The sequence below is a fragment of the Streptomyces sp. BV286 genome (assembly GCF_019090165.1).
Taxonomy (GTDB): Bacteria; Actinomycetota; Actinomycetes; order Streptomycetales; family Streptomycetaceae; genus Streptomyces.
Map to the genome: position 1 here is coordinate 139,535 of NZ_JAHRIB010000023.1, position 21,212 is coordinate 160,746.

Below are 21,212 nucleotides of genomic sequence, written 5' to 3' on the forward strand. Positions count from 1 at the left end.
GGTGATCAGTCCACCGTCACGTAGTCGGGGCCGGAGTAGCGGCCGGTGGCCAGCTTCTGACGCTGCATCAGCAGGTCGTTCAGGAGCGAGGACGCGCCGAAGCGGAACCAGTGGTTGTCCAGCCAGTCCTCGCCCGCGGTCTCCTTGACCAGGACCAGGAACTTGACGGCGTCCTTCGTGGTGCGGATGCCGCCGGCCGGCTTCACGCCGACCTGGACGCCGGTCTGCGCGCGGAAGTCGCGGACGGCCTCCAGCATGAGCAGGGTGTTCGCGGGCGTGGCGTTGACCGCGACCTTGCCCGTCGACGTCTTGATGAAGTCCGCGCCCGCCAGCATGCCGAGCCAGCTCGCACGCCGGATGTTGTCGTACGTCGACAGCTCGCCGGTCTCGAAGATGACCTTCAGGCGGGCGGCGCCCGAGGCCTCCTTCACGGCGACGATCTCGTCGTACACCTTCGCGTAGTGGCCCGCGAGGAACGCCCCGCGGTCGATGACCATGTCGATCTCGTCGGCGCCCGCGGCGACCGCGTCCCGCACGTCGGCGAGCTTCACGTCGAGCGCGGCGCGGCCGGCCGGGAAGGCGGTCGCGACGGAGGCGACCTTCACGCCGGAACCGGCGACGGCCTCCTTCGCGGTGGTCACCATGTCGGGGTAGACGCAGACGGCGGCGGTGGTCGGGGCCGTGCGGTCCGTGGGGTCCGGGTGGACGGCCTTGACGCCGAGCGCCCGGACCTTGCCCGGGGTGTCCGCGCCTTCCAGCGTCGTCAGGTCGACCATCGAGATGGCGAGGTCGATGGCGTACGCCTTGGCGGTCGTCTTGATCGAACGGGTGCCGAGCGAGGCGGCGCGCGCCTCCAGGCCGACCGTGTCGACGCCGGGCAGCCCGTGGAGGAAGCGGCGCAGCGTGCTGTCCGACGCGGCCACGTCCGTGAGTGCGTGAGCGCTGGGTGTACCTCCCGCGCGTTCAGCGGCGGCGGAGGTTGCAGTGGTGGGCATGGTCACCAGACGAGCATATCTACGCGCGTAGCGGCTGTACAGCCCCGGTGCTCGTCCCGCTGTCCCGCCTTTCCGCCCCGCCTTTCCGCCCCTCCTTCCTCCCGGCGGCGGCCCGCAGCCCGGCGTACGACCCCTGCGGGGCACCGCCCACGAGCGCGTCCGACGGCGTCGGGCAGAATCGGCACCATGACGACCCCGGACCACCAGCCACCCGCACCGGAAACACCGGAACCCCAGTTCAAGGACCGGGTCTACCGGTCGCCCTCCGGCGTCGCGGGCGGTGTGCTGCTGCTCGCGATCGCGGGCTGGCTCGGCATCGACGCGCTGGTCACGGGCGAGGGCCGGGCGCCGTGGCTGGCGCTGGCCACGCTGCTCCTGCTCGTCCCGCTGGTCGCCGCCTTCACGCTGCGCCCGGCCGTGTACGCGAACGAACAGCGGCTGCGCATCCGTAACCCCTTCCGGGTGATCGTCATGCCCTGGGGGACGGTCGAGGCGTTCAGGTCCGGCTACTCGAACGAGGTGCTCGACACGGCCGGCACCAAGTACCAGGTGTGGGCCGTGCCGGTCTCCCTGCGCGCCCGCAAGAGGGCGGCCCGCAAGGAGGCCAGGGGTGACGCGGCGGCCACCCGCGGCGGACGGCCCCGCCACCCCTCACCCGCGCACGACGGGCCCGTACGCGCCCAGAGCGACCAGACCATGCACGAGCTGCGCGAGCTGATGGACGCCCGCGGCAAGGATCCGCGGGCCCAGGGAGAGGTGTCGGTGCGGTGGGCCTACGAGGTCGTGGGACCCGCCGCGGCCGGAGCCGTGCTGCTGGCGATCCTGCTGGCCGTGGGCTGACCCCGGGCCCCGCTCCGCACCACCGGGAAACGCGCGCCGGCGGCGGGACGTCCCGGGGATCGACGCGCCGGGCTTGAGGCGATGGGCACGTTCGGCCGTACGAGAGGGTGGCACCTCCGTCGGGGCAGGGGCGTCCGCCGGTCGGGGCGGCGCGTTTCGGTCGCTACTGTCACCAGTGCCGCGCCGGTGCCGCCACCGGCGTTCCCACGCGATCCAGGAGTGCATGTGTCGTACGACGAGCCGCTGCGGCTGCCCGCGGCAGCGATACCCGACGACTGCCGGGACTGGACGTCCGGGCGGGCGGCGGGCTGGTCGGCCGCGCTCCCGCCGCGCTGGACGTTCCTGCGGGTGCGCAGGTCGATCGCCGGCGCCGTGACCACCCTCGCGTTCTGCGCGGGCGCCTGGGCCGCGATGCTCGGCGGACTGTGGCCGTTCGTCGCGGCGGGCTTCGCGGTGTACGTCCTGTGGGTGCTCGCGCGGCCCGAACTGGTCTGGGCCGGAGCGCCCGCGCTGCTCCTCGCGCTCGCGCTGGAGGCACCGTCGCAGCCGTGGGTCGTGACCGCCGTCGTGGCGTTCGTCGTGGTGGTCTCCTGGGCCGTCGTCGCCGTACGCCTGCGGGCCCGCGGCGCACAGATCGACCAGGCGCTGGACGCCGCCGAAGACGGCACGGCGCGGACTCCTGACGCGGACGCGAAGGTGCTGCGCGGCCGCTTCCTGCTCCCGCTCGGCGTCGTCGTGCTCGCGCTCGGAGTGCTCACCGGCGCCACCGCCGGGCTGTGGGGCACGGGCGACGACCGCCGGGTCTCCTGGGTCCTGGCCTTCTACCTGGCAGGGCTCGGCGTGACCGCCATCGCCTCGGCGTGGCTCGGCCGCCGCCGGGCCGTCGCGCTGCGGCGAACCCCCGCACCCGTCCTGCGCGTCCTCGTACGCGACGACGCGCAGGGCACCACGGAGGTGTACGCGTCGGACGACCTCGCGGCGCTCCGGCCGCTGTTCACCGTGGACCTGACGTCGTACGACGGTGACGAGGAGGAGGACGACGACGCCGCCGACGGCGACGACGGACCGGACGCCGCCGGCGAGGAGGCCGACGAGGAACTGGAGCGGCTCCTCGACGCGGCCGACGACGACACCCCCGGCCCGGTCCGCGAGGCCGTCCTCTACGGCGCCCCCTTCGACGGCGCCGAGGTCGTGGTCCTCAGCGCCGACGAGGACCCCGACCAGCCGCCGCTGGCGGAGTGGTCGGCGGGAGGGGTCCGGCCCCTGTCGCCGGGCGCCGGCGCCCGGCGCATCGCCAAGGAGAAGGCCCGCGAGGAGCAGAGCCGCCAACTGGCCGAGCAGGCGAGGGAGTCGGTCGTGGACCGCGTCCCCGCCCCGGTGCGCCGCTGGCGTGCGGGCTGGCTGGACTGGGTGGCCGCCGCGCTGCTCGTGCAGTGGGGCGGCTGGCTCGCCTGGTCCGGCATCACCGGGTCGGAGCTGTCGCTCTGGAAGCTGGCCCTCGTCGTCGCGCTCGGCCTCTACGGGGCCGTCCGCGTCCCCGTGAAGCTCGCCTGGCGCATCACGGCGGACCGCTCGGGCCTGTGGGTCACCGGACTGGGCGGCCCCCGGCACGTGCCCTGGGACGACATCCGCTCCGTCCGCCGCCGGTCCTTCGAGCTGAAGCTCCGCTGGCGGGACGACGACTGGTCGGTCGCGGCGCCGCGCTGGGCCTGGTTCGAGCGACGCCAGGGCCTGGTCCACCCGTACGACGCGATGGCGGCCGAGCTGTCGGCCATGCGCACGGACCCCGCGCTGCGGCCCACCGGCGAGAGCACCGTCCCCGAACGCGGCCGCCCGCTCTGGCCGCTGGCCGTGGTGCTGGCCCTGGTGTGGGCGGCGTTGCTGGTCGTGCTGGGCTGACGGGCCCCGGTCCGGGCGCGTTCCCGGGTCACGAGCGGTCTGCCGGCATCGGTCGGCGGGCCGCCGCGGAAGTCGCTCATGCGCGGCGGGCAACCCGAGAGGGGACCGGCGGCGACCAGGAGGTGAAATCCCGTCCCCCACCAAGGGAGTTCACCGTGCACAGACTCTTGGCGCGTCTGGCCACCCTGCTCGCCGCCCTGATCGCCCTGGTCGTCGCCCCCACCACGACGGCGTCCCCGGCGCAGGCCGCCGAGGAGTGGAACCCGCCCGCGAACCTGGTACAGCCGCTGGGCGAGGTGTGGAACCACGTCTCGTCGACCTACCCGAACCTCTACGGCTTCCGCAACTACGGCTGGGACCAGGTCATGGCCAACCGGGGAAGCGTCAACTACTGCGTGCGCTGGGAGTCCGACGCCCCGGTCAGCGCGGCCCTGCGCGACCGGGTCCACACCGCGCTGAAGAAGCAGTTCGGCAAGTGGATGTCCGCCATGGTCGAGAACGGCAAGGGCCACAACGCCTGGCCGTACACCGACGTGCCGGTCAACATCGTCGGCTGGGCGGTGAAGAACCGCTCCACACTCCAGTGGACCGACAACTCCGTCGACATCTACGCCGGAAACCTCGACGGCGCAGGCGCCCCGCAGTGCGCACCCGACTGCGGCCGCTTCTTCCACCAGGACGGCAACTACTCCCGCTGTCCGGGCGGCGCGGCCCGCCACTACGACCAGTCCCTCTGGCTCACCAAGGGCTTCCAGGGCGGCGCGGGCGGCGACTGGGGCCAGCGCGTCGGCCAGGAGTACTTCACGAACGCCCTGGCGCAGGAGAACATCCACATCTACCTGCACGAGGTCGGCCACACCTTCGGGCTGGACGACTTCTACGACTGGTCCCCGACCGGCCAGTGCTGCTTCCTCATGAAGGCGGGCAGCGCCGCCCAGATCACCGAGTTCGACAAGTGGATGTTCCGGGACTTCTGGCGCCACCTGAAGAGCCGGTACGGCCTCTGACGGCCGTCCCCCGGCAGGCGGCCGGGGACCGTCCCGGACCGGAGGTACCGGCGGGTGTCCGCGGCGGCGGACACCCGTCGGGCCCCTCGGGTGACGCCGGCCGTCAGATGCCCGCCGCCGCCGACAGGTCCCGCTTGACCGCCGCCAGCAGCTCCGCCGCCTTCGCGCGCGCCGCCGGAAGGCCCTCGTGGGTGCTCACCGGCACCACGACCTCCAGGTAGCACTTCAGCTTCGGCTCCGTACCGCTGGGGCGGACGATGACGCGGGCGCCGTCCAGCGTGTAGCGCAGCCCGTCCGTGGGCGGCAGCCTGTCCGTCCCGAGGGTGAGGTCCTCGGAGCGGGTGACGGGCAGACCCGCGAGCCGCGTCGGGGGCTGTTCGCGCAGGCGGCGCATCGCGTCCGTGATCAGCGACAGGTCGTCCACCCGGACCGCGAGCTGGTCGGTGGCGTGCAGACCGTGCTCCACGGCGAGGTCGTCCAGGAGGTCGAGGAGCGAGCGGCCGTCCGCCTTGAGCTCGGAGGCCAGCTCCGTGATCAGGAGGGCCGCCGTGATGCCGTCCTTGTCCCGTACGCCCTCGGGGTCGACGCAGTAGCCCAGCGCCTCCTCGTAGCCGTACCGCAGGCCCTCCACCCGGGCGATCCACTTGAAGCCCGTCAGGGTCTCCTCGTACGGCAGACCCGCCTTCCCGGCGATCCGGCCGAGGAGGGACGACGAGACGATCGACTCCGCGAAGGTGCCCCGCACGCCCCGGCGGACCAGGTGCGCCGCGAGGAGGGCGCCCACCTCGTCGCCGCGCAGCATGCGCCAGTCCCCGGCGCCGTCCTTGACGGCCGCGGCGCAGCGGTCCGCGTCGGGGTCGTTCGCGATGATCAGGTCGGGGTCGGTCTCGCGGGCCTTCGCGAAGGCCAGGTCCATCGCGCCCGGCTCCTCCGGGTTCGGGAACGCGACCGTGGGGAAGTCCGGGTCCGGCTCGGCCTGCTCGGCCACGAGGACCGGCGCGGGGAAACCGGCCCGCGCGAACGCCGCGAGCAGGGTCTCCTTGCCGACGCCGTGCATCGCCGTGTAGACGGTGCGTGCGATCCGGGGCGAGCCGGGGGCCAGCACCTCGTCCGTGCGGGCCAGGTAGGCGTTCAGGACGCCGTCGTCGAGGGTCTCCCAGCCGGAGTCCGGGCGCGGGACGTCGGCGAGGCGCGCCACCGCGGCGATCTCGGCGGCGATCCCGGCGTCCGCCGGGGGGACGATCTGGGACCCGTCGCCGAGGTAGACCTTGTAGCCGTTGTCGCGCGGGGGGTTGTGGCTGGCCGTCACCTCGACGCCCGCCACCGCGCCCAGATGCCGTATGGCGTACGCGAGGACGGGGGTCGGGAGGGGCCGGGGGAGTACGGCGGCGCGCAGGCCGGCGCCCGTCATGACCGCGGCGGTGTCGCGCGCGAAGTCGGCGGACTTGTGGCGGGCGTCGTAGCCGATGACGACCAGGCCGCCCGTCTGTCCCTTCGCCTTCAGGTACGCGGCGAGACCGGCGGCGGCGCGGATGACGACCGAGCGGTTCATGCGCATCGGGCCGGCGCCCAGTTCGCCGCGCAGGCCCGCCGTGCCGAACTGGAGGGTGCCGCTGAAGCGTGCGGTGAGCTCCGCGGTGTCCTCGGCGTCGATGAGCTTGGCGAGTTCCTCACGGGTGTCCGCGTCGGGGTCCTCGGCGAGCCATGCCTCGGCCTGCGCGATGAGTTCGTCCTGCACGAGGGTCGACCTCTTTTCGTTCGTCGTACGTGTGGGTGTACCCCGAGCCCGGAATTCTTCGCCCCCGCCGCTCCTGCCCTTCCGTCCCCGGGGGCTGCCGGAGCCCTCGGGGAAGTGACGGGAAGGGGCAGGAGCGGCGGGGGCGGAACGCTACAGCCGGTCCAGGACCTGGTTGAGGAGCGCTCCCATGTGCGTCGCCGAGTCGCGACCCGCCTGGAGCACCTCCTCGTGGTTGAGCGGCTCGCCGGTCATACCGGCGGCGAGGTTGGTCACGAGGGAGATCCCGAGCACCTCCGCGCCGGCCTCGCGCGCGGCGATGGCCTCGAGGGTGGTCGACATCCCGACCAGGTCCGCCCCGATGGCCCGGGCCATGCGGATCTCGGCCGGCGTCTCGTAGTGCGGCCCGGGGAACTGCGCGTACACGCCCTCTTCGAGCGTCGCGTCGATCTCCTTGCACAGGGCGCGCAGCCGCGGCGAGTACAGGTCCGTCAGGTCGACGAAGTTCGCGCCGACGATCGGGGACGCGGCCGTCAGGTTGATGTGGTCGCTGATCAGGACGGGCTGCCCGGGGCGCATGCCCTCGCGCAGACCACCGCAGCCGTTGGTCAGCACGATGGTCTTGCAGCCGGCGGCCACGGCCGTACGGACGCCGTGCGCGACGGCGGCGACCCCGCGGCCCTCGTAGTAGTGGGTGCGGCCCAGGAACACGAGGGCGCGCTTGTCACCGATCTGGTACGAGCGGACCTTGCCGCCGTGACCCTCGACCGCCGGCGGCGGGAAACCCGGCAGCTCGGTGACCGGGAACTCGGCCGCGGGGTCGCCGAGGGCATCCACGGCCGGCGCCCAGCCCGAGCCCATCACGAGGGCGACGTCGTGGGTCTCGGCGCCCGAGAGTTCCCGCAGGCGCACGGCGGCGGCGTCGGCGGCGGAGTAGGGGTCGCCCTGGATGTCGTCCGGAAGAAGAGATGCGTTCACGCGCATGAGGGTAGCCGCTCAGGGCCTACGCGCGTAGATGTTGATGGTCACGGGTTTGCGATCGTTGTCTTGTTGTTTCCGCCGAACGTCCCCGCAGGTCGTCGGCGGACGCCGGAACGGGCGCCGACAGCGCGCCGCGCGGGTCAGCAGGGGCGCTTGCGCAGCTCCATCACGTAGTCGTGCGGGGCTCCCGCCGATTCCGCCGCGTCCGCGATCTCGCCGAGGTAGCGGGCCGAGGGGAGCCCTCCCTCGTAACCGTTGAGGACGTACACCCACGCGGGCTCCTCGCCCTCCAGGGTGTGGATCCGTACGCGCATCCGCCGGTAGATGTCGAGGCCGACACCCTCCCAGCGGTCCATGGACTCCTCGTCCGGGGGAGCGATGTCGTACAGGGTGACGAAGACCTGCGAGCGCGGGGCCTCGACGATCGTCACCAGCGCGCCCTCCCAGCCCATGTGCTCGCCGCCGAACGTCAGCCGCCAGCCGTTGAGCCACCCCGTGGCGCGCAGCGGCGAGTGGGGTGCGCGGCGCGTCATGAGCCGCGGGTCGAGATTGCCGGCGTACGCGGCGTAGAGCGACATGGGACCGAGGGTACGGCAGCCGACGCATGTGACTCTCCCGTAACCGGAGCCCCGGTCCACGCGCCCGCGACACCCCGGGAGAGCCCCCGGGCTGAAGCACCTTGAGGCGTGCGGGACAATGGAGTACGTGACTCGGATCGTGATCATTGGCGGCGGACCCGGCGGATACGAGGCGGCCCTGGTGGCAGCCCAGCTCGGCGCGGAGGTGACCGTCGTCGACTGCGACGGCCTGGGCGGGGCGTCGGTGCTCACCGACTGCGTCCCGTCGAAGACCCTGATCGCGACGGCCGAGGTGATGACCACCTTCGACTCGTCGTACGAGGAGCTGGGGATCATCGTCGCCGACGACACCCCCCACGTCGACACGCCCGCGCGCGTCGTCGGGGTCGACCTCGGCAAGGTCAACCGCCGGGTGAAGCGCCTCGCGCTCGCCCAGTCCCACGACATCACGGCCTCCGTGACGCGTGCCGGGGCCCGGGTGCTGCGGGGCCGCGGGCGGCTCGACGGGCAGCAGGCCATGGACGGCTCGCGCAAGGTCGTCGTGCGGGCCGCCGACGGGAGCGAGGAGACGCTCGTCGCCGACGCCGTGCTCATCGCCACCGGCGGACACCCCCGCGAGCTGGCCGACGCGCAGCCGGACGGCGAGCGCATCCTGAACTGGACCCAGGTCTACGACCTGGACGAGCTGCCCGACGAGCTCATCGTGGTCGGCTCCGGTGTCACCGGCGCCGAGTTCGCCGGTGCCTACCAGGCGCTCGGCTCGCGGGTCACGCTCGTCTCCAGCCGCGACCGCGTCCTGCCGGGCGAGGACCCGGACGCGGCGGCCGTGCTGGAGGACGTGTTCCGGCGGCGCGGCATGAACGTCATGGCCCGCTCGCGCGCCGCGTCCGCCAAGCGGGTCGGCGACCGTGTCGAGGTGACGCTCGCCGACGGCCGCGTCATCACCGGCTCGCACTGCCTGATGGCCGTCGGCGCCATCCCGAACAGCCACGGGATGGGCCTGGAGGAGGCCGGGGTCAAGGTCCGGGAGTCCGGGCACATCTGGACCGACAAGGTCTCCAGGACCACGGCCCCCGGCGTGTACGCCGCCGGTGACGTCACCGGGATCTTCGCGCTGGCCTCCGTGGCCGCCATGCAGGGCCGTATCGCGATGTACCACTTCCTCGGCGACGCGGTCGCCCCGCTCAACCTGAAGACGGTGTCGTCGAACGTCTTCACCGACCCCGAGATCGCCACCGTCGGCTACTCGCAGGCCGACGTCGACGGCGGGGTCATCGACGCCCGGGTCGTGAAGCTGCCCCTGCTGCGCAACCCGCGCGCCAAGATGCAGGGCATCCGGGACGGCTTCGTGAAGATCTTCTGCCGCCCGGGCACCGGGATCGTCGTCGGCGGTGTGGTCGTTGCGCCGCGCGCCTCGGAACTCATCCACCCGATCTCCCTCGCGGTCGACAACAACCTGACCGTCGAACAGATCGCGAACGCCTTCACCGTGTATCCGTCGCTCTCGGGCTCCATCGCCGAGGTGGCGCGGCAGCTGCACACGAGGAAGTCCGCGGGCGAAGGCGAGGGCGAGGGCTGAGGCGAAGGCGGTTCCCCGCTGGTCACGGGGAGTCGCCGGCCGCCGGTCACGGGGAGTTGCCGACCATTCGCGCGGCATACGCGTCGTGATTAGGCGTATACCACTTCCCGCCCTGCCATGCGAACAACTTCTGTTATTCGGCGCAAACTGCTGAAAGCAGACGGTCGTTGGGGTTACTGTCAGTTTCGTGTTCGCTGCAGAACGTCGCCAATTGATCCTCGAAATGGTGCGAGCAAATGGAGCCGTGTCGCTCCGTGAGCTCGCCCGCGTCGTCCAGACCTCCGAAGTGACCGTACGGCGGGACGTGCGCGCACTGGAGGCAGAAGGACTCCTCGACCGCCGACACGGCGGTGCGGTATTGCCGGGCGGGTTCACGCGGGAGTCCGGCTTTCCGCAGAAATCTCATCTCGCGACCGCCGAGAAGACGGCCATCGCCGATCTCGCCGCAAGTCTCGTCGAAGAGGGCGAGGCCATTGTGGTGGGGGCGGGAACCACCACCCAGGAGCTGGCCCGCCGGCTCGCGCGTGTCCCCGGACTGACCGTCGTCACCAACTCCCTGCTGGTGGCCCAGGCGTTGGCCCATGCCAACCGCGTGGAGGTCGTGATGACCGGCGGCACCCTGCGCGGTTCCAACTACGCCCTGGTCGGCAGCGGGGCCGAGCAGTCCCTCCAGGGGCTGCGGGTCTCCCGGGCCTTCCTGTCGGGGAGCGGACTGACCGCCGAGCGCGGCCTGTCCACCTCCAACATGCTGTCGGCGTCCGTCGACCGCGCACTCGTCCAGGCGGCCGCCGAGGTCGTGGTCCTCGCCGACCACACCAAGCTCGGCACCGACACGATGTTCCAGACCGTGCCGACCGACGTGATCACCCGGCTGGTCACCGACGAGCCGCCCGCCCACGACGACCGCGCGGCCACCGAACTGCAGGCCCTGGCCGATCAGGGCGTACAGATCGCGGTGGCCGGAGCCGGCGGTTCGGGCGGCGATACGGTCCCGGCGGGGCGCCAGCCGCCACGCCGGGACGTGCCGCTGCCGGGCCCCCGACGCGGCCAGGCACCCGGCGGAGGGCCGCAGTTGCGCAGTGCCGCGGCGGTTCTGGGGGATCAGCCCCAGAGCGAGCGGGCACGGGTCGCCGACCTGCGCCGACGCTGACAGAGCGGCGCCGCTGCCGACGGACGGCGGTCCAGTCCGTACGTCGGAAGGCGCCACGGCGGTTCGTAGGTGCGCCGTGCGGGGCGTCAGGCCTTGAGGCCCCGCAGCGTCAGTGTCAGCAGGCGGTCGGCCAAATCCGGGTCGTCCGGGGTCTCTTCGGCGGCCAGCGCGATCGCGTTGGTCAGCTGGAGCAGATCGCCGATGGACACACCGGGGCGTACCGCGCCTGCGCGCTGGGCGCGCGCGAGGAGGGCACTGCCCGCCTCACGCATCGGGCCGCTGCACCGCGCGAGCGCCGAGGCGTCGTCGTGCGAGGCCGACATGAGCGCGCGCGACAGCCCGCGATACTCACCCGCATGAGTGATGACGGCGCGCAGCCACGTCACGAGCGCCGTGCATGGTTGCGGGTCGTCGAGCAGTTCGCGTGAGCGGTCCAGCAGATCGCTCACCGCGTCCGCGAAGACCGCGCTCAGCAGTGCGTGCCGGTTCGGGAAGTGGCGGTACAGCGTGCCGATGCCCACGCCCGCGCGTTTTGCCACGTCCTCCAGGGAGGCGTCGGCGCCGTGTTCGGCGAACGTGGTCCGCGCCTCGGCCACCAGCCGCTCGTGGTTGCGCCGGGCGTCGGCGCGCATGCGTGTGCCTGCCGGCGGGGTGGCCATGTGTTCGAGGTGTCCTCTCCTGTGTCCGTCGGGCGGGGTCGTAGTGGGCGGAAGCCCGATTCGTCTGCCCGACGACAGCCGTCCGGGCGCTGCGGGCCGGAGGTGGCTGGTCGCGCAGTTCCCCGCGCCCCTTCGGGACACGGCACCCTTCCGGGTGCGTTAACCCGAAGCGCCCGACGGACAGGTTGGTCCTGTTCGTCGGGCGCTTCGGGATGCGGTGTGCGTCAGTCCTTGATCTCGCAGATCACGGCGCCGGACGTGAGGGAGGCGCCCACCTCGGCGGCGAGGGCCTTGATGGTCCCCGACCGGTGGGCGTTGAGGGGCTGTTCCATCTTCATGGCCTCCAGGACGACGATCAGGTCGCCCTCCTTGACCTCCTGGCCCTCCTCCACGGCCACCTTGACGATGGTGCCCTGCATCGGCGAGGCGAGCGTGTCACCGGAGGCGGCCGGGCCGGACTTCTTGGCGGAGCGGCGCTTGGGCCTGGCACCCGCCGCGAGCCCCGTACGGGCCAGGGACATGCCCAGCGAGGACGGCAGGGAGACCTCGAGGCGCTTGCCGCCGACCTCGACGACGACCGTCTCACGGCCCGGCTCGTCCTCCAGCTCCGTGTCCGCGGGAGCGGTGAAGGCAGGGATCTCGTTGACGAACTCGGTCTCGATCCAGCGGGTGTGGACCGTGAACGGATCGGCCGAGCCGGTCAGTTCGGGCGCGAACGCGGGGTCGGCGACCACGGCACGGTGGAACGGGATGGCGGTCGCCATGCCCTCCACGGTGAACTCCTCCAGCGCGCGGGCGGCCCGTCGCAGGGCCTCCTCGCGGGTGCGGCCGGTGACGATCAGCTTGGCGAGCAGGGAGTCCCAGGCCGGGCCGATGACGCTGCCGGTCTCCACGCCCGCGTCCAGGCGCACGCCCGGGCCGGACGGCGGGGCGAAGTTGGTCACCGTGCCGGGCGCGGGCAGGAAGCCCCGGCCCGGGTCCTCGCCGTTGATGCGGAACTCGAAGGAGTGGCCGCGCAGCGGCGGGTCGTCGTAGCCCAGTTCCTCGCCGTCGGCGATACGGAACATCTCGCGGACCAGGTCGATCCCGGCGACCTCCTCGGTGACCGGGTGCTCGACCTGCAGACGCGTGTTGACCTCCAGGAAGGAGATCGTGCCGTCGACGCCGACCAGGAACTCGACGGTGCCCGCGCCGACGTAACCGGCCTCCTTGAGGATCGCCTTGGAGGAGGCGTACAGCTCGGCGACCTGGGCGTCGGAGAGGAACGGCGCCGGGGCCTCCTCGACCAGCTTCTGGTGGCGGCGCTGGAGCGAGCAGTCACGGGTCGAGACGACCACCACGTTGCCGTGGGAGTCGGCCAGGCACTGCGTCTCCACATGGCGGGGCTTGTCGAGGTAGCGCTCCACGAAGCACTCGCCGCGGCCGAAGGCGGCGACGGCCTCGCGCACCGCGGAGTCGAACAGCTCGGGCACCTCTTCGAGCGTGCGGGCGACCTTCAGGCCGCGGCCGCCACCGCCGAAGGCCGCCTTGATCGCGATGGGCAGGCCGTGCTCACGGGCGAAGGCGACGACCTCCTCGGCACCGGCCACCGGGTCCGGCGTACCCGCGACGAGCGGCGCGCCGGCGCGCTGGGCGATGTGCCGGGCCGCCACCTTGTCACCGAGGTCACGGATCGCCTGCGGGGGCGGGCCGATCCAGACCAGCCCGGCGTCCAGGACGGCCTGGGCGAAGTCGGCGTTCTCGGAGAGGAAGCCGTATCCGGGGTGGATCGCGTCCGCCCCCGAGTCCTTGGCGGCCTGGAGCACCTTGGTGATGTCGAGGTAACTGCTCGCGGGGGTGTCACCGCCCAGCGCGAACGCCTCGTCCGCGGCCCGCACATGCAGTGCGTCCCGGTCCGGTTCGGCGTACACCGCCACGCTCGCGATACCGGCGTCTCGGCACGCCCGGGCGACACGAACAGCGATTTCGCCTCGGTTGGCGATCAACACCTTGCGCACGTTGGCTCCCTCTCCTTGAAACAAGCCGAGTTTAGGGACAGCCGACACGTCGTTTCGACCCGTCCCCGATGGTGAGCTTGCCCACACGGAGCGTGATACAAGGCCTGCTCTCCCGCGAAATCCCTTGTCGCACCTCGGTACGCAGGGGGCTTCCCAAGAACCCTAGTCCTCCGATGTGGTCAAGGTCTCTGTGAGAGGGTGCCGCGCGCCACTCCGTTTCTTTGTGGAGTCCCTACGAATGGCCCAACGATTCTTTGCCCTCCGCAGATCCCTTGTCCCCAGGTTTACCCGTTAGTAGCGTGCACGCTGTCTCGAACTCCAGGTAACAAGGCCCTGCTCGGGCAGTACTCGAAAGTGGGTGGGGGCCGGTGGTCCGCAGACCGGTGGCGTGGGTGACCGCGATCGTGCTCTTCGTGGAGGCGGTCGGCATCGGGCTGGTCAACTGGTTCATGGGGGTCGTCGTCGACCGGCAGGACATGTCGCTGGCGGGGCTCGACCCGGACGTGATGTCCACGTCCTCGAAGGTCGCCGGCCTGCTCTTCGGCCTCTACTTCGCGCTCTGCGGCTTCACCGCGCTGCGCGTCGGCCTGCGCGACCGCGCTCCCGCCGGCCTCGGCCGCATCCTGCTGATCAGCGCGGCGGTGGTGCACGCCCTGCTCGGGGCGTTCACGGTCGGCCTGGTGGGCTGGGGCGCGTTCGCCTTCATGATGGTGGTGCTCGGACTGATCGTGCTCATCTTCATGACGTACGACCGCCGTGAGGCCGCGGTGGCCGACGCGAAGCCGGACGGCGGCCCTGCGGACGGGGACGGCGGCGGGGCGCCCGTCGTGCCCTCGCCCGCGGCGCCCTCGGCCACCTGACCGCCCCCACGCGTCACTTCTCGCGCGGCGTCCACAACTGTGTGATGCCGAGGCCCAGTTCGGCCAGCAGGCGGCGTACCAGCGGCAACGAGAGCCCGATGACGTTGCCGTGGTCGCCGTCGATGCCGTCGACGAACGGGGCCGAGCGGCCGTCGAGCGTGAACGCCCCGGCGACGTGCAGCGGCTCGCCCGAGGCGACGTACGCGGCGATCTCGGCGTCGGTCGGCTCGCCGAAGCGGACGACGGTGGACGCGACCCCCGACGTGTGACGCCCGGCCGCCGTGTCCCACACGCAGTGGCCGGTCTGCAGGATGCCCGCCCGGCCGCGCATCGTCTTCCAGCGCGCGGTCGCCTCCTCGGCGTCGGCCGGCTTGCCGTACGCCACGCCGTCCAGTTCGAGCACCGAGTCGCAGCCGATCACCAGCGCCCCGGCGGCCTCGGGCCGGGCCGCCACCACGGACGCCTTCGCCTCGGCGAGGGCGAGAGCCAGCTCGGCGGGGGTCGGGGCGGTCACGGCGTCCTCGTCGAAGCCGCTGACGATGACCTCGGGGGCGAGGCCGGCCTGCCGCAGCAGCGCGAGGCGGGCGGGGGACTGGGAGGCGAGGACGAGCCGGCGGCGTGGCTGATCAGTCATGCGGTCAGCGTATCGGCGGGGCCGGGACGGCTCGCATCAGCCCGAAGTCACGGCGACCCGACGTCACGGTGGCCCGACCTCACATCGGGCCGGGCTCACATCAGGCCGAGGATGATCATCGCGAACACCACGGTCACTGCGATGAGGACGCCGAGCCGCCGCAACATGTCCTGCATGTCGCGCAGCTCCTTCGGCGGCTCGTTCTCCGGGTCGGACCACAGCATGTCTCCGATCGTGACTCCGGTGGGCCCCGGGAGGCCTGAGTACGCGTACTCATCTTGACCTAAAGGGTCCGTGGTTCCGTTAGGTGTCGATCCTTGCTACCGTTCCCTCCATCATTAAAGGAACCCTGGTCCCATTAGAGAGGGAAGTGCCGTGTTCACCACCGCTTGGACCGCCTCTCCGCAGCTGCCCAGTACCGGCTTCACCCCCAACTGGTCGCAGGAGGGCTTCTGGCGGCACTCCCTGCGCCAGGTCGTCCGCCTCGGCGCGGGTGGCGACCGCGTCCGCATCCGCCTCTCGAACGCGTACGGGACCTCACCGCTCCGGGTCGCGGGCGCGACGGTCGCCCGCACGGCCCGCGGAGCCGCCGTGCGACCGGACTCGGTGCGGCGGATCACCTTCGCCGGATCCCCGTCCGCCGAGGTCCCGGCGCGCGGGACGCTCACCACGGACGCGGCCGAACTCGCCCTGGAAGCGGGCGAATCAGTGACCGTCACCCTCCACCTGGACGCCGTCACCGGGCCCGCGACCTTCCACGCGCAGGCCTTCACGACCAGTTACCGGGGCGCGGGGGACCTCCTGGCGGACACCGGGGGCGAGGGCTTCGGCGAGGCCACCGAGTCCTGGTACTTCCTGTCGGGCGTGGACGTCTCGGCGGGGCGCACGGACGGGGTGGTGCTCCTCGGTGACTCGATCACCGACGGGTTCGGGTCCACACCGGGCGCGGACCGCCGCTGGTCGGACGCCCTCGCCGAGCGCACCGGGCGGCCCGTCCTCAACGCCGGCATCGGCGGGAACCTGCTCCTCAACGACTCGGCCTGGTACGGGGAGAAGGGGATTCACCGCCTGGAGAGGGACGTGTTCGCCCATGCGGGCGTCGACACGCTGGTCGTGCTGCTCGGGCTCAACGACATCGGCTTCAGCGAGACGGACGAACAGCCCACCTACCGGCCCGCGCCGCGCGTCGAGGTGGGCGAACTCATCGCCGGGCACCGGGAGTTGATACGACAGGCGCGGGCTCGGGGGGTGCGGGCCGTGGGCGCGACCCTGCTGCCCTTCGGCGGGTCCGACCACTGGGGGGAGCGGGCCGCGAAGGTGAGCCACGAGCTCAACGAGTGGATCCGCCGCTCGGGGGAGTACGACGACGTGGCCGACCTCCACCGTGCGCTGGCCGGCCCCGACGGCTCGGACGCGCTGTGCGGCGCGTACGACTTCGGCGACCACCTGCACCCGAACGACGCCGGGTACGCGGTGATGGCCGAAGTCGTCGCCGCGGTTCTCCGACCGCGGGCCGCGTGCTCCTAGCGGGGCCAGTAGGTGTGGGCCCACGTCCTCGGACCCGGTGCCGGCAGGCGGCTCTGGGCCAGCCGGGACGGGTCGGACCACGCGTCCCTTTCCTGGTCAGCGCCGGCCGGGGCCGTAGCCGCCGCCGCGGCACGGGCCCGGACCACCGCCAGCGCGGCCGCCAGCTCCTCCGGAGTCGGGTTGCCCCGTATGACCTTGATCATGACCGCTCCCGCTCTCGACAGGCGTTCTACAGGGGGATGTTGCCGTGCTTCTTCGGCGGCAGGGACTCCCGCTTGTTGGCCAGTGCCCGCAGGCCGCGTACGACGTGGGAGCGGGTGTCGGACGGCAGGATCACACCGTCGATGTACCCGCGCTCGGCGGCCGTGTACGGATTGAGGAGCGTGTCCTCGTACTCCTGGATCAGGCGGGCCCGGGTGGCCTCCTGCTCCTCGGCGGGCGTCGCGGCGATGGTCCGGCGGTGCAGGATGTTCACCGCGCCCTGTGCGCCCATCACGGCGATCTGGGCGGTCGGCCAGGCGAGGTTGAGGTCCGCGCCCAGGTGCTTGGAGCCCATGACGTCGTACGCGCCGCCGAAGGCCTTGCGGGTGATGACCGTGATCAGCGGGACCGTGGCCTCCGCGTACGCGTAGATCAGCTTGGCGCCGCGGCGGATGATCCCGGTGTGCTCCTGGTCGACACCCGGCAGGAAGCCCGGCACGTCCACGAAGGTGAGGACCGGGACGTTGAAGGCGTCGCAGGTGCGCACGAAGCGCGCGGCCTTCTCGGAGGCGTCGATGTTCAGGCAGCCGGCGAACTGCGTCGGCTGGTTGGCGACGACGCCCACCGGGCGGCCCTCGATCCGTCCGAAGCCCGTGAGGATGTTCGGCGCGAACAGCGGCTGCGTCTCGAAGAACTCGGCGTCGTCCATGACGTGTTCGATGACCGTGTGCATGTCGTACGGCTGGTTCGCGCTGTCCGGGATCAGCGTGTCGAGCTCGCGGTCCTCGTCGGTGAGCGCGAGGTCCGCCTCCTCGGGGAAGGCGGGCGGCTCACTGAGGTTGTTCGACGGGAGGTACGACAGCAGCGACTTGACGTACTCGATCGCGTCCTTCTCGTCGCCCGCCATGTGGTGGGCCACGCCCGAGACCGCGTTGTGCGTGCGCGCGCCGCCCAGCTCCTCGAAGCCGACGTCCTCGCCGGTGACCGTCTTGATGACGTCCGGGCCGGTGATGAACATGTGCGAGGTCTGGTCGACCATCACCGTGAAGTCGGTGATGGCGGGGGAGTAGACGGCGCCGCCCGCGCACGGCCCGACGACCAGACTGATCTGGGGGATCACACCCGAGGCGTGGGTGTTGCGGCGGAAGATCTCGCCGTACATGCCGAGCGCCGAGACGCCCTCCTGGATACGGGCGCCGCCCGAGTCGTTGATGCCGATCACCGGACAGCCGGTCTTCAGCGCGAAGTCCATCACCTTCATGATCTTCTGTCCGAAGACCTCGCCGAGGGCACCGCCGAAGACCGTGAAGTCCTGCGAGAACACGGCGACCGGGCGGCCGTCCACCGTGCCGTAGCCGGTCACGACCCCGTCCCCGTACGGGCGGTTGTTCTCCAGGCCGAAGTCCGTCGAGCGGTGCTGCGCGAACTCGTCGAACTCGACGAAGGACCCCTCGTCCATCAGCAGCTCGATCCGCTCACGAGCCGTCAACTTGCCCTTGGCGTGCTGCTTTTCGACGGCACGCGCCGAGCCGGCGTGCGTCGCCTCGTCGATGCGGCGCCGCAGATCCGCGAGCTTGCCCGCGGTGGTGTGGATGTCGATCTCGTGCTGCTGTTCCGGCTCGGACATCGGGATGCGGCTCCCTGCCTGCTCAGTGGGGACGTGAGGGTGAGGTGCTCGAAGAGCTGATGCTGAAGGGGTGGTGCTCAGAAGGGGGGATGGCTACTCATCCGTAGCGTAGTGGCGTGCCTACCGTTCGGCAGTGCGGCGTTTACCACACCTAGGGTGGGTTGCATGACGCCGCGAGATGACTCAGACGCGAACAGCAATCGGTGGTCCGACCTGGACCGTCCGCCGCTCAATGCCGTGGCGCTGCGCCGCGCGCTCGTACGCAACGGCGGGCACGACGGGCTCTGGTGCGATGTCGACGTGGTGCAGCGCACCGGCTCCACCAACTCCGACCTCGTCGCTCTCGCCGCCGAGGGAAAGGCGGAGGAGGGCGCGGTCCTCGTCGCCGAGGAGCAGGACGCCGGGCGCGGCCGCCTCGACCGCCGGTGGTCGGCCCCCGCCCGCTCGGGTCTCTTCTTCTCCGTCCTGCTGAAGCCCACCGGGGTCCCCGTGGAGCGGTGGGGCTGGCTGCCGCTGCTCACCGGGGTCGCGGTCGCGGCGGGCCTCTCGCGGGCGGCGGGCGTGGAAACGGCCCTCAAGTGGCCGAACGACCTGCTGGTGACGGTGGGCGGCACGGAACGCAAGGTGGGCGGCATCCTCGCCGAGCGCGCGGCGCCCGACGCGGTCGTCGTCGGCATCGGCATCAACGTCACGCTCCGCGAGGACGAGCTGCCCGTGCCGGGTGCCGGTTCGCTCGCCCTCGCCGGAGCGGTCACCACGGACCGGGACACGATCCTGCGGGCCGTCCTCCGATCGCTCGAACAGTGGTTCGAGAAGTGGCGGCGGGCGGAGGGCGACCCCGCCGCGTCGGGGCTCCAGGAGGCGTACGCGGCGGGATGCTCGACGCTCGGGCGGACGGTGCGGGCCGAGCTGCCCGGCGGTGACTCGATCACCGGGGAGGCGGTGGCCCTGGACCGCGACGGCCGGCTCGTGCTGGCCACGGCGGAGGGCGTGCAGCAGCCCGTGGGCGCCGGGGACATCGTGCACCTGCGTCCGGCGGGATCCCCGGAGAACGAGTGACGGACGGGACGAACGGGGTACGCGGGGTGTCCCGTGCCCGTTCGTGCCGGTGATGAGCAGGGGACGCGCACGGGCCGTACGACAGGGAGTGGGCCGCCGGACGTACGGGTGCGGAGTGGTCCACGAGCCGTCCGGCCTCGGCACTCGGGAGTGAGCCACAGCACACCTGCCGTAGAGTTGAGGCCGGTCGATACCTGACCGCGGCAGATCGGAAGGGCAACAGGCGTGACCGTCGACGACAGCGGTTCCGGCATGGGTGACCCCGCCTCCGACAGCGAGTCGGGGAGTTCCGCCGGGTCTGCCGCCGACACGGCGGCCGCACGGGTCGACCGCGCCGAGGCGCACGCGCGCGTGGAGGAACAGAACCCAGTGAACGCGCAGGACGGCCGGACCGGGGCGATCGACCGGACGGACACCGCTGACCGGACGGCGAGGGCCCGCCGCTCCGAGGGGCCGGACCCGGCCGAGGCGGCCCACCGGGCGGAGGCGGTGAACCGGACGGGAGCGGCCGACCGGGCCGAGGCGGCCGGTCTGGCGGAGCCGCGCGGCCGGACGGATTCGCAGGACGGCCGGGCGGAGCAGCCCGGCGACGAGCCCGACGAGGACCCGCTCGCCCTGAGGCTCGAACAGCTCATCCTCGGTGCCGAGCGGCGCTACACCCCCTTCCAGGCGGCCCGCAGCGCGGGTGTCTCCATGGAACTGGCGTCCCGTTTCTGGCGGGCCATGGGCTTCGCCGACATCGGCCAGGCCAAGGCGCTCACCGAGGCGGACGTCCTGGCCCTGCGGCGGCTGGCCGGTCTGGTCGAGGCCGGGCTGCTCAGCGAGGCGATGGCCGTCCAGGTGGCCCGTTCCACCGGCCAGACCACCGCCCGGCTGGCCGAATGGCAGATCGACTCCTTCCTGGAGGGCCTCACGGAGCCCCCGGAACCGGGCATGACGCGCACCGAGGTCACGTATCCGCTGGTCGAGCTGCTGCTGCCCGAGCTGGAGGAGTTCCTCGTCTACGTCTGGCGGCGCCAGCTCGCCGCCGCGACCGGCCGGGTCGTGCAGGCCGCGGACGACGAGGAGATGGTGGACCGTCGGCTGGCCGTCGGTTTCGCGGACCTCGTCGGCTTCACGCGCCTGACGCGGCGCATGGAGGAGGAGGAACTCGGCGAGCTCGTCGAGGCCTTCGAGACCACCGCCGCCGACCTGGTCGCCGCGCACGGGGGCCGGCTCATCAAGACGCTGGGCGACGAGGTGCTGTACGCGGCCGACGACGCGGGTGTCGCCGCCGAGATCGCCCTGCGCCTGATCGAGACCATGGCCAACGACGAGACGATGCCCGAACTGCGCGTGGGCATCGCCTTCGGCACGGTGACCACCCGCATGGGCGACGTCTTCGGTACCACCGTGAACCTCGCTTCCCGGCTGACCTCGATAGCTCCCAAGGACGCCGTCCTGGTCGACGGGGCCTTCGCGGAGGAGCTCATCCGGACGGGCGACGCACCCGCCTCCGAGGCAGTGGCCCTGGAGGAGGCCGTCACCGCGGAGAAGGAGGGCGAGGAGCCGCCGACGTACCGCTTCGGCATCCAGCCGATGTGGCAGCGGGCGGTCCGCGGCCTGGGCGTCGTCGAACCGTGGCTGATGAGCCGCAGGAGCTAGCCGAGTCCCGGCGGGTCCGCCCCGGGTCAGCGGGCGGCGGGCCCGTCGAGACACAGGCCCACGATCGGTACGCAGATGCCGCCCGGTGAGGAGCCGTTGGGCGGGCTCGCGGGCGCCGTGGTCTGTGCGGGTGCCGACGGCCCTGCCGCGGGCGGCCGGGGTGCCGGCTGCTGGGCCGCTTCGGCGGGGGGCTCGGTGACGGCCGGCCGGGCGCCCTGGACGGGCCGCGCCGCTGTGGGC

19 protein-coding genes and 1 pseudogene are annotated in these 21,212 nt (G+C 72.3%); 9 read left to right on the plus strand and 11 right to left on the minus strand.

Features of this window, described 5'->3' with window-relative positions:
- Positions 1–5 precede the first annotated feature (5 nt).
- Entirely contained in the window at positions 6–995 is a 990-nt protein-coding gene (gene deoC / locus KUF83_RS02635; protein WP_217452850.1) for a deoxyribose-phosphate aldolase, read from the minus strand.
- Positions 996–1,181: 186 nt separating this feature from the next.
- Between deoC and KUF83_RS02640 the strand changes: the two genes are divergently transcribed.
- The 3 genes from KUF83_RS02640 (at position 1,182) to KUF83_RS02650 (ending at position 4,741) form a co-directional block, all read left to right on the plus strand.
- Entirely contained in the window at positions 1,182–1,835 is a 654-nt protein-coding gene (locus KUF83_RS02640; RefSeq protein ID WP_217452851.1) for a PH domain-containing protein, read from the plus strand.
- Between the two features lie 225 nt (positions 1,836–2,060).
- On the plus strand, positions 2,061–3,734 hold the full coding sequence (locus tag KUF83_RS02645; protein ID WP_217452852.1) for a hypothetical protein: 1,674 nt from the start codon (positions 2,061–2,063) through the stop codon (positions 3,732–3,734).
- Between the two features lie 155 nt (positions 3,735–3,889).
- Positions 3,890–4,741: a hypothetical protein gene (locus tag KUF83_RS02650; RefSeq protein ID WP_217452853.1), complete on the plus strand. Its 852-nt coding sequence runs from the start codon at positions 3,890–3,892 to the stop codon at positions 4,739–4,741.
- Positions 4,742–4,844: 103 nt separating this feature from the next.
- Here KUF83_RS02650 and KUF83_RS02655 read toward each other — a convergent pair whose 3' ends face one another.
- From KUF83_RS02655 to KUF83_RS02665, 3 genes are all read right to left on the minus strand, one after another.
- Positions 4,845–6,479, minus strand: coding sequence for a phospho-sugar mutase (locus tag KUF83_RS02655; RefSeq protein WP_217452854.1), 1,635 nt, complete (start codon positions 6,477–6,479; stop codon positions 4,845–4,847).
- Between the two features lie 150 nt (positions 6,480–6,629).
- Positions 6,630–7,454, minus strand: coding sequence for a purine-nucleoside phosphorylase (locus KUF83_RS02660; RefSeq protein WP_217452855.1), 825 nt, complete (start codon positions 7,452–7,454; stop codon positions 6,630–6,632).
- 143 nt (positions 7,455–7,597) lie between these two features.
- Positions 7,598–8,035 (minus strand): gamma-glutamylcyclotransferase, encoded by a 438-nt coding sequence (locus KUF83_RS02665; RefSeq protein WP_217452856.1) that lies wholly within the window; start codon positions 8,033–8,035, stop codon positions 7,598–7,600.
- A gap of 118 nt (positions 8,036–8,153) precedes the next feature.
- Between KUF83_RS02665 and KUF83_RS02670 the strand changes: the two genes are divergently transcribed.
- Both KUF83_RS02670 and KUF83_RS02675 read left to right on the plus strand, forming a co-directional pair.
- Positions 8,154–9,614 carry an NAD(P)H-quinone dehydrogenase gene (locus KUF83_RS02670; RefSeq protein ID WP_217452857.1) on the plus strand — a complete coding sequence of 487 codons (1,461 nt, stop codon included), beginning with the start codon at positions 8,154–8,156 and terminating at the stop codon, positions 9,612–9,614.
- A gap of 187 nt (positions 9,615–9,801) precedes the next feature.
- The gene (locus KUF83_RS02675) at positions 9,802–10,764 is read left to right on the plus strand and encodes a DeoR/GlpR family DNA-binding transcription regulator (RefSeq protein WP_217452858.1); all 963 of its coding nucleotides are present in this window, start codon (positions 9,802–9,804) and stop codon (positions 10,762–10,764) included.
- A gap of 86 nt (positions 10,765–10,850) precedes the next feature.
- Here KUF83_RS02675 and KUF83_RS02680 read toward each other — a convergent pair whose 3' ends face one another.
- Both KUF83_RS02680 and KUF83_RS02685 read right to left on the minus strand, forming a co-directional pair.
- The gene (locus tag KUF83_RS02680; RefSeq protein WP_254643262.1) at positions 10,851–11,423 is read right to left on the minus strand and encodes a TetR/AcrR family transcriptional regulator; all 573 of its coding nucleotides are present in this window, start codon (positions 11,421–11,423) and stop codon (positions 10,851–10,853) included.
- A gap of 224 nt (positions 11,424–11,647) precedes the next feature.
- On the minus strand, positions 11,648–13,420 hold the full coding sequence (locus KUF83_RS02685; RefSeq protein WP_217452859.1) for a biotin carboxylase N-terminal domain-containing protein: 1,773 nt from the start codon (positions 13,418–13,420) through the stop codon (positions 11,648–11,650).
- A 368-nt stretch (positions 13,421–13,788) separates the two neighbouring features.
- Here KUF83_RS02685 and KUF83_RS02690 point away from each other — a divergent pair, with 368 nt between their 5' ends.
- Positions 13,789–14,280: a hypothetical protein gene (locus KUF83_RS02690; RefSeq protein WP_217452860.1), complete on the plus strand. Its 492-nt coding sequence runs from the start codon at positions 13,789–13,791 to the stop codon at positions 14,278–14,280.
- 13 nt (positions 14,281–14,293) lie between these two features.
- Here KUF83_RS02690 and KUF83_RS02695 read toward each other — a convergent pair whose 3' ends face one another.
- Complete coding sequence (locus KUF83_RS02695) at positions 14,294–14,914, minus strand: nucleoside triphosphate pyrophosphatase (protein ID WP_217452861.1); 621 nt, start codon at positions 14,912–14,914, stop codon at positions 14,294–14,296.
- A 95-nt stretch (positions 14,915–15,009) separates the two neighbouring features.
- Positions 15,010–15,138, minus strand: coding sequence for a morphogenic membrane protein MmpB (gene mmpB, locus KUF83_RS42515; protein WP_269252688.1), 129 nt, complete (start codon positions 15,136–15,138; stop codon positions 15,010–15,012).
- Between the two features lie 151 nt (positions 15,139–15,289).
- On the opposite strand from mmpB, the gene KUF83_RS02700 reads away from it, so the two are divergent.
- Complete coding sequence (locus tag KUF83_RS02700) at positions 15,290–16,441, plus strand: SGNH/GDSL hydrolase family protein (RefSeq protein ID WP_217452862.1); 1,152 nt, start codon at positions 15,290–15,292, stop codon at positions 16,439–16,441.
- On the opposite strand, the gene KUF83_RS02705 is transcribed toward KUF83_RS02700, so the two are convergent.
- Together KUF83_RS02705 and KUF83_RS02710 are read right to left on the minus strand one after the other, a co-directional pair.
- A complete protein-coding gene (locus KUF83_RS02705; RefSeq protein WP_217452863.1) occupies positions 16,438–16,644 on the minus strand; it encodes an acyl-CoA carboxylase epsilon subunit in 207 nt (68 codons plus the stop codon). The genes KUF83_RS02700 and KUF83_RS02705 overlap by 4 nt on opposite strands.
- A 26-nt stretch (positions 16,645–16,670) precedes the next feature.
- Positions 16,671–18,269 (minus strand): acyl-CoA carboxylase subunit beta, encoded by a 1,599-nt coding sequence (locus KUF83_RS02710; protein WP_217452864.1) that lies wholly within the window; start codon positions 18,267–18,269, stop codon positions 16,671–16,673.
- A gap of 165 nt (positions 18,270–18,434) precedes the next feature.
- Here KUF83_RS02710 and KUF83_RS02715 point away from each other — a divergent pair, with 165 nt between their 5' ends.
- Positions 18,435–19,328, plus strand: a complete 894-nt coding sequence (locus KUF83_RS02715) for a biotin--[acetyl-CoA-carboxylase] ligase (RefSeq protein ID WP_217452865.1) — start codon at positions 18,435–18,437, stop codon at positions 19,326–19,328.
- Positions 19,329–19,859: 531 nt separating this feature from the next.
- Positions 19,860–20,972, plus strand: a complete 1,113-nt coding sequence (locus KUF83_RS02720) for an adenylate/guanylate cyclase domain-containing protein (protein ID WP_217452884.1) — start codon at positions 19,860–19,862, stop codon at positions 20,970–20,972.
- A 26-nt stretch (positions 20,973–20,998) separates the two neighbouring features.
- Here KUF83_RS02720 and KUF83_RS02725 read toward each other — a convergent pair.
- Positions 20,999–21,212: pseudogene (locus KUF83_RS02725) on the minus strand (hypothetical protein); the annotation flags it as partial.